Annotated in this window: 7 protein-coding genes; 3 read left to right on the forward strand and 4 right to left on the reverse strand. The window is 63.7% G+C overall.

Annotated elements, in window-relative coordinates; all coding sequences use genetic code 11:
* Positions 1–1,893, forward strand: a 1,893-nt coding sequence (acnA, locus tag EN925_RS12205) for an aconitate hydratase AcnA (protein WP_128336570.1), incomplete at its 5' end; no start/stop codon positions are given.
* An 87-nt stretch (positions 1,894–1,980) separates the two neighbouring features.
* Here acnA and EN925_RS12210 read toward each other — a convergent pair.
* Positions 1,981–2,652, reverse strand: a complete 672-nt coding sequence (locus EN925_RS12210) for a ceramidase domain-containing protein (protein ID WP_064992626.1) — start codon at positions 2,650–2,652, stop codon at positions 1,981–1,983.
* Positions 2,653–2,824: 172 nt separating this feature from the next.
* On the opposite strand from EN925_RS12210, the gene EN925_RS12215 reads away from it, so the two are divergent.
* Entirely contained in the window at positions 2,825–3,610 is a 786-nt protein-coding gene (locus tag EN925_RS12215) for a thioredoxin family protein (protein ID WP_013528826.1), read from the forward strand.
* A 433-nt stretch (positions 3,611–4,043) separates the two neighbouring features.
* Positions 4,044–4,427, forward strand: a complete 384-nt coding sequence (locus EN925_RS12220; protein ID WP_127369192.1) for a DUF2794 domain-containing protein — start codon at positions 4,044–4,046, stop codon at positions 4,425–4,427.
* A 131-nt stretch (positions 4,428–4,558) separates the two neighbouring features.
* Here EN925_RS12220 and EN925_RS12225 read toward each other — a convergent pair whose 3' ends face one another.
* The 3 genes from EN925_RS12225 to EN925_RS12235 all read right to left on the reverse strand — a co-directional run.
* Entirely contained in the window at positions 4,559–5,131 is a 573-nt protein-coding gene (locus EN925_RS12225) for a GNAT family N-acetyltransferase (protein WP_127369191.1), read from the reverse strand.
* Positions 5,132–5,239: 108 nt separating this feature from the next.
* Positions 5,240–6,019 carry a Bax inhibitor-1/YccA family protein gene (locus EN925_RS12230; protein WP_127384642.1) on the reverse strand — a complete coding sequence of 260 codons (780 nt, stop codon included), beginning with the start codon at positions 6,017–6,019 and terminating at the stop codon, positions 5,240–5,242.
* Between the two features lie 227 nt (positions 6,020–6,246).
* Positions 6,247–8,669, reverse strand: a 2,423-nt coding sequence (locus EN925_RS12235; RefSeq protein ID WP_164894185.1) for an ABC transporter permease, incomplete at its 5' end; no start/stop codon positions are given.

An 8,669-nucleotide genomic window follows, 5' to 3' on the forward strand; every position in this document is an offset into this window, starting at 1 on the left:
GCCACCGACCTCGTGCTCACCGTCACCCAGATGCTGCGCAAGAAGGGGGTCGTCGGCAAGTTCGTCGAGTTCTTCGGCCCGGGCCTCTCCAACATGACGCTGGCCGACCGCGCCACCATCGGCAACATGGCCCCCGAATATGGCGCCACCTGCGGTTTCTTCCCGGTCGACTCGGAAACCATCCGCTATCTCACAATGTCCGGCCGCAGCGAGGACCGCATCGCGCTGGTCGAGGCCTACGCCAAGGCCCAGGGCCTGTGGCGTGAAACCGGCTCGGCCGACCCTGTCTTCACTGATCTGCTCGAGCTCGAACTTGGTTCCGTCGTGCCGTCGATGGCCGGCCCCAAGCGGCCTGAAGGCCGCGTCGCCCTGGAAGGCATTCCGGAAGGCTTCGCCAAGGCGATGGAGACCGAATACAAGAAGGCGGCCGAAATCTCCAAGCGCTATGCCGTCGAAGGCACCGACCATGATCTCGGTCACGGCGATGTCGTCATTGCCGCCATCACCTCCTGCACCAACACCTCGAACCCGAGCGTGCTGATCGGCGCCGGTCTTTTGGCCCGCAATGCCAACCGGCTCGGTTTGAAGCAGAAGCCGTGGGTGAAGACCTCGCTGGCTCCCGGCAGCCAGGTGGTCGCCGAATATCTGGAGAAATCCGGCCTGCAGAAGGAGCTCGACCAGATCGGCTTCAACCTGGTCGGCTTCGGCTGCACCACCTGTATCGGCAATTCCGGCCCGCTGCCGGCGCCGATCTCCAAAACCATCAACGACAAGGGCCTGATCGCCGCCGCGGTCCTGTCCGGCAATCGCAACTTCGAAGGCCGTGTCTCGCCTGACGTGCAGGCCAACTATCTGGCCTCGCCGCCGCTGGTCGTCGCGCATGCGCTGGCCGGAACTGTCACCAAGGACCTCACGACAGAGCCGCTCGGCGAGGACAAGAACGGCGAGCCGGTCTACCTCAAGGACATCTGGCCGAGCTCGGCCGAAATCCAGGAGTTCATCGAGAAGAACGTCACCCGCGAGCTGTTCGCCCGCAAATATGCCGACGTCTTCAAGGGCGACGAGTACTGGCAGAACGTCAAGGCGCCGGAAGGCCAGACCTATGCCTGGGACGACAACTCGACCTATGTGCAGAACCCGCCCTATTTCGCCGGCATGACGTCAGGTTTCGGCAAGATCGGCGACATCAAGGGCGCCCGCGTGCTCGGCCTGTTCGGCGACAAGATCACCACCGACCACATTTCGCCGGCCGGATCGATCAAGGCAGCGTCGCCGGCCGGCAAATACCTCACCGACCACGGCGTCGGCGTCGCCGACTTCAACCAGTACGGCACGCGGCGCGGCAATCACGAGGTGATGATGCGCGGCACCTTCGCCAACATCCGCATCCGCAACCACATGCTGGGCGAGAACGGCCGCGAGGGCGGCTACACCATCCACTACCCGTCGAAGGAAGAGGAATCGATCTACGACGCGGCGATGGAGTACAAAAGGGAAGGCGTGCCGCTGGTCGTCTTCGCCGGCGTCGAATACGGCAACGGCTCGTCGCGCGACTGGGCGGCCAAGGGAACCAATCTGCTCGGTGTCCGCGCGGTCATCGCCCAGTCTTTCGAGCGCATCCATCGCTCGAACCTGGTCGGCATGGGCGTCATCCCCTTCGTCTTCGAGGAAGGCACCTCATGGGCATCGCTCAACCTCAAGGGAGACGAGCTGGTCGAGATCGACGGGCTGAGCACCATCAAGCCGCGCCAGACGATGATCGCCAAAATCACCTATGGCGACGGCACGGTCAAGAACGTGCCGATCATCTGCCGCATCGATACGCTGGATGAGCTCGACTACTTCAAGAACGGCGGCATCCTGCAATACGTGCTGCGCGATCTGGCAGCTTAGTAAGGGAATAAGGCAGTAAGGCAGTAAGGGAATAGGGAATAGGGAATAGAGCACCCTACTGCCCTACTGCCCTACTGCCCTACTGCCCTACTGCCCTACCTTCGGCGCCCCAAACCGCGCCGCGGCGGCCAACAACACACCCAGCATCAGCCCGTTGAGGATGTGCCAGAGGAAGTGCGTGCCGAGCGGGAAACCGCCGCAGACCAGCGGGTCGATCATCCGGCAGACGACGGACACCACGAAGATCGCCGATCCGGCCAGATTGTACCAGCCGGCGCGATTGCCGCTGGCGGCTACCAGCGCGCCGAAGAAGGCGAGCGCCAGGAACGGCGGCAGATAGCCCGTCGTGCCGTTCGACGCCTGGCGCAGCCAGTCCGGCACGGCAACGGTTATCGCCCCGGCAATCACATAGAAGGCGATGAAGATGGCGATGGCTTTGCCCCATCGCATGCCGAGGAAGCGACGCAGATTGAACAGCGTGTAGGCCAGCGTGAAGCCGGCGATCGGCAGCACGTCGGCCCAGACCGTGCCCTTGGTGGCAAAAGTATGGAAGATCGTCGAGCCGATGCCGATCGCCACCACCCACCAGGCCAGAACCTCGGCGAAGGCGCCGGTGCCCAGCCTTCGCACCTCGCGCACGCCCCACAGGCCGGCGGCGATGAAGGCGAAGTTGGTCAGGGCGTTGACCGGTTCGGACCAGAATTCCGGGCCGGTCCGCTCGCAATAGAGGTCGACCGGCGCCAAAAACGTTTGCCACATCGCGATTGCCGCCCGAATCGGTTTCTATCCTGAAGCGCAGATCCTTCCTATTGCGCGGTTGCGGTCGGCTGCAACGGCAAAATTTCACCGCAACGTGACTTCCCGTTGACTTCCGGTTCTGCCACATATTTCAGCAATCAAGATAAAGCCGGCATCACCGGCGGGAATCGGAATGGCCATGGCCTCGCGAAAATCATTGTGGCTGGCAGCTCTTGCGCTGGCCTTCTCGGCGTCTGCCGGCGCCGGGCATGCCGGCGAATCCGATCGCGCCCAGACCGACCGGGTCCAGATCGAAAAGCCATTGGGCGTGGTCGAGCTGTTCACCAGCCAGGGCTGCAGTTCCTGCCCGCCGGCCGATACTCTGTTCTCCGAACTTGCCGCCAAGGAAGACATCGTCGCGCTCGCCTATCACGTCGACTACTGGGACTATCTCGGCTGGCAGGACACGCTCGGCCGCAAGGAGAACACCGAGCGGCAATACGACTATATGCGCGCCTTCGGCAGCCGCTCCGTCTATACGCCGCAGGCCGTCATCAATGGCCGCGTCCATGTCAACGGCGCCAACCGCGGCGAGGTCGATGGTGCGCTCGCCCGCATGGCCAAGAGCGGCGAAGGCATGCGCGTCGCCGTCAAGGTCAGCCGCACCAGCGATCGCGTGATGATCGACGCCGGCGATGCCGGCAACGGCCCCAGCGACGCCCATGTCGTCATCGTCTATTTCGACCCGCCGCAGACGGTCAAAGTCGGCGAGGGCGAAAATACCGGCCGCAAGATGACCTACTGGAACGCCGTCACCGGCATCCAGACCGCCGGCATGTGGCATGGCAAGGCACAGCGCTACGAACTGCCGATGAGCGAGATTGCCAAAAAGGGCGGCTGCGCCGTGCTGCTGCAGTCGGTCGGCAAGGACGGCATGCCCGGTCCCATTCTCGGCGCCGCATTCATCCACAAGCCTTGAGATAGAGCGCTCAAACCCCGGCCGCGGTAGCGCGAAGGTTCACCTATCACCAGCCAATAAAAAACCGACGTCAGCTTGCTTCTGACGCCGGTCATTTAGGTTTTGGGATCGTCGCTCCCGGTTCTTCCGAGGAAGAGCCGAGGTTGGTTCGATCCGACGCAGACCCGTGGGCGGGGGGCTTGGGGTTTACGAGCCGGTGCCGGACCGAACCGTCTCAGGCAACGCCGGTAAATTCGTCGGACATTGGGGCATGAGCGCGGATAAAAAAAGGCAGAAATGTGGCGGAACATCACCAATTCCAACACGGCGTTTCATAAAAGTGACTGGACGTGACGGAAACGGCGCGGCGCGGGGCTCGGTTCGCCGGGCCTTGCAATTCAGTCGCGAACACGCCAACTTTGGTTGGCAAAGATTCATTTTGAAGGATCGAGGCATGACCGATGACAGTGGCGGGACGGAGGATGGGGACGCATCCGCAATAATCCCGCTGCACGAGGCGCGACGCGAACGTCTCGATCAGCCGGTGCGGTTCGACCGACGCGAGCTGGACCAGATCCTCAGGCTCTACGGACGCATGGTCGCCGCCAATGAATGGCGCGACTACGCCATCGATCATCTCGCCGACCGCGCTGTCTTTTCCGTCTTCCGCCGCACCAGCGAAGTGCCGCTGTTCCAGATCGTCAAGGATCCGAAACTGGCCCGCAAGCAGGGCGCCTTTGCCGTCATCGCCGCCGGCGGCCGCATCTTGAAACGCGGCCAGGAACTCGGCCGCGTGCTCGGTGTGTTCGACAGCAAGTTGAAGCTGGTGGAAGCCTGAGCAGGGAATTAGAGCAGGGGAATTGAAGAAATGGAGAATTGATGAGTTGAGAAAAGGCCTCGGCGTCATCTGTTGCCGCCGCTTCTTTTTATTCTTCAGTTCTTCAATTCCGCAATTCTTCAGTTCCTTCTTCAGTCCGCTCTAAGGCGAAACTTCCGCTCCGGCAGCGAACTCGGATCGGGCGGCGTCGAGGCACCGCCATTCAGGGACAGCTGCATGAACACCGTGTCCAGCCAGCGGCCGTGCTTGTAGCCGGAACCTTCAAGGCGGCCCGAATGGCGAAAGCCGAGCTTTTCGTGCAGCCGCACCGAGGCGCTGTCGGGACGGCCATCGCCGATCACCGCGATGATCTGGCGAAAGCCCGCCGTCGTCACCGCCTCGATCAGGCTTTGCATCAGCTTGAGCCCGACGCCCTGGCCCTTGGCCTCGGGCGCGACATAGACCGAATCCTCGACAATGAAGCGATAGGCCGGGCGTGGCCGGAAGGCACCGGCATAGGCGTAGCCGAGAACCGCGCCGTCCTTCTCCGCCACAAGGTAGGGAAAGCCGCCGGCCATCAGGCTGTCGAATCGAACACCCATCTCCGCGCGGCTCGGCGGCTCCAACTCATAGCTCGCCGTGCCTTGGGCGACCGCGTCGGCGTAGATGCCGGTGATGCTGTCGAGGTCGGCCGCTGTCGCCGGTCGAATCGTAATAGTGCTCATAGTTTATGGGTGCCATTTCTCTGCTCGCGATAACAGCAAAGCCCGGCACAAAAGAAAAGGGCGGCCGTTGGGCCGCCCTTTTGGAACTCGATGGTCCAGCATGCTGAACTAGCGACGGTCGCCCATGAACTGCAGCAGGAACATGAACAGGTTGATGAAGTCGAGATAGAGCGTCAGCGCGCCCATGATCGCCTTGCGACCGGCGACGTCCGAACTGTCGCCCTCGAAATACATCTCCTTGATCTTCTGCGTGTCATAGGCGGTGAGGCCCGCGAAGACCAGCACGCCGATCGCCGACACGGCAAACGACAGCGCCGACGACTGCAGGAAGATGTTGATCACCGACGCGATGATGATGCCGAACACGCCCATGATCAGGAACGAGCCCATTGCCGTCAGGTCGCGCCTGGTGGTGTAGCCGAACAGCGACAGCGCACCGAAGGCGGCGGCCGTGGCGAAGAAGGTCTGTGAAATGCTGGCCGTGGTGTAGACCAGGAAGATCGAAGACAGCGACAGGCCGACGAGACCGGCATAGACCCAGAACGTCGTCTGCGCCGCCGAAACGCTCATCGACTGGACGCGGAACGACAGGAACAGAACGGCGGCCAGCGGCGCCAGCATCACCACCCAGCGCAGCGGCGAGCCGAAGATCGCGTAGCCGAAGGACGTCAGCATCTCGCCGCTCGGCAGCGTCGCGACAGCCGAAGCCGGATCGGTGGTGGTGGCCAGCATGATCGTGCCGACAGCGGCAAGACCGGTGATGAGGAGGCCAAGCCCCATCAGATTGTAAACCTTGATCATGTAGGCGCGCAGGCCCTGATCGATGTCGGCACCGACGCCGACGCCGGGCACGGCGCGCATCTGGTAGTTGCGAATGGGATCAGCCATTGTAGTCCTCTATTGCTTCTGCCCCGTCCGGTGTCAGGTCCTTCCGGACCCAGGCGCCGCTGGCAGGGCTCCAGCATGCCTGTGGCGAAATATGATGGTTATTCGCGTCAAGAACAAGACCGTAACCGGATGTAACGGTTCGTGAGAGGGCGAAGCGCCGATTCCTCGGCTTTTCGGACGGCTTTCTTACCAAGATTTAATCCAGGATGCCCGTTCCGGGCCTGTCGTCACAGGTTGCGCAGCACCGGTGCTGCCTTGTGGCCGAGCACCCGCCAAGTGCCGGCGAGACCAATGCCGACCGTGATCACCAGCGAAAACAGAATGGTTGCCACCGCCACCTCCGGCATGAAATGCGACGGCAAAGTCATGATGCGCGCGACGACGAACCAGGCGGCTGCGCTGCCCGCCGCCAGCGCGAAAATGGCGGTGGCCAGCCCGATCAGCATATATTCGAGCGAGAAGGCCGATATCAGCGTCGTGCGTGTCGCGCCCAGCGTCTTCAACACCACCGCATCATGGATGCGCGCCCGGTTGCCGGCTGCAAGCGCGCCGGCCAGCACCAGCACCGAAGCGATCAGCGCCACGCCAGCGGCCGCCCGGATCGCCGTGCCGAGCTGCCCGACCAGCCGGTTGACGACGTCGAGCGCGTCCTTGACCCGCACCGTCGTCACCGCCGGGAAGGCGCGGGTGACGGCGTTGAGGATGCGGGCGTCGTCGGCCGTCGATGCACTCTTTTCGGTCAGCGTCGCCATCCAGCCATGCGGGGCGCCCGCGAATGTGTTGGGCGAGAAGACCATGACGAAATTGATACCCATCGTCTCCCATTCGACTTGGCGGAAACTGGCGATCCTGGCCGTGACGTTGCGGCCCAGCACATTGACGGTGATGGTGTCGCCGAGCTTCAGCCCGATCTCCTTGCCTTCTTGCGCCGAAAACGAAACCAGCGGTTCGCCGCTGTAATTTTCGGGCCACCAACTGCCCTCGGTCAGCGTCGCGTTCTCCGGCTGCCTGGTGTCATAGGTCAGGCCGCGATCCCCCCTCAGCACCCAGGCGCCTTCCGCCGGCACCTTCACCTTGTCGACGTCGACACCGTTCAGCGCCATCACCCGGCCGCGCAGCATCGGCACCTTGGCCAGCACGCCCTGCGGCGCCTCCTTGCCGATCAGCGCCGAGAAGGACGCGACATCGGCGCTCTGGATGTCGACGAAGAAGAAGTTCGGCGCCCGTTCCGGCAGGCTGCCCGAGATCTGTCGCCTGAGATTGCCGTCGATCAGCGCCAGCGTCACCAATAGCGTCAGCCCGAGCCCAAGGGACAGCACCACCGATGGCGTCAGGGCGCCTGGCCGATGGATGTTGCCGATGGCGAGCCTGAGCGCCACGAAGCGCACGCGCGGGCTTTTCCTGGCCGTCCATTGCACCAGTGCGCCGACCACGCGCAGCACCAGGAAGGCGAAGACGGTAGCGCCGACAAAGATCGAGGCGATGCGCTGGTCGCCCGAGAACAGAATGGCCAGCGCCGCAAGCAGCAGCGCGATGCCTATGGCCGCCGCGACATAGGCGGGGCGCGGCAAGCCGCGGCCTTCCAGCCCCATTTCGCGAAACAGCGCGGTTGCCGGCACGTCGCGGGTGCGGCCGAGCGGCAGCAGCGCGAAAGCCAACGTCACCAGCAGGCCGAACAGCGCCGCCATGCCGAGCGCGCCGGGATAGAAGCCGCCTTCGGCCGGCACCGGAATGACGGATTGCAAGGCCGCGCTCGCCGCGAAGGGCATTAGTGCGCCGAGCACAAGGCCCAGCACGATACCCAATCCGGCTATGATCAGGATCTGCACGAGATAGACGGCAAAGACGAAGCCGCCCGAAGCGCCCAGGCTCTTGAAGGTGGCGATGACGCCGCGCTTGCCGTCGAGATAGGCGCGCACCGCATTGGCGACGCCGACGCCGCCGACCACCAGCGCCGTCAGCCCGACCAGGGTCAGGAACTGCGAGAAGCGTTCGATGTTGGACGACAGCGCGGGCGCCGCGTTGCTGCGCGTGCGGATCGACCAGCCGGCTTCCGGAAAATCCGTGGCGGCCTGATCCTGGATGGCCTTGAGCCTCGTCTCGTCGGCGTCCGCCGGCAGCCGGATTTTGTAGGCATTCTCGACCAGGCTGCCCGGCTGGATCAGTCCAGTGGCCGCCAACCCTTCGGTCGAGATCATCAGCCTCGGCGCGAAGCCGAAACCGTCGGACACGGCATCCGGTTCGGCGACCAGCTTGGCGCGCAGTTCGAAAGTAGCGGTGCCGAGCTTCAGCCGGTCGCCAGGCTTGACGTGCAACCGCTCGAACAGAAGATCGGGCGCTGCCGCACCGAAGACGCCGAACTCTTCGCCGAACAGTTCCTGTTTCGACAGCGCCGGCTCGGTCTCCAGCGTGCCATAGAGCGGATAGACATGGTCGACCGCCTTGGCCTCGACCAGCGCCTGGTCGGATCCGTCGGCGAGACGCGCCATCGAACGCATGCTGGCGGTCCGCGAAACCGTGCCGAGCCCGTCAAGGAAGCTGCGCTCCGCCTGACTGGCGTCACGCTGGTTGATCTGGAAGCGAAGATCGCCGCCAAGCAGCGTCTGGCCCTGATTGGCGACACCGGCGGTGATCGAACGCGCCACCCAGT

It is taken from the genome of Mesorhizobium sp. M7A.F.Ca.US.006.04.2.1 (assembly GCF_004022915.1).
Classification (GTDB): Bacteria; Pseudomonadota; Alphaproteobacteria; order Rhizobiales; family Rhizobiaceae; genus Mesorhizobium; species Mesorhizobium ciceri.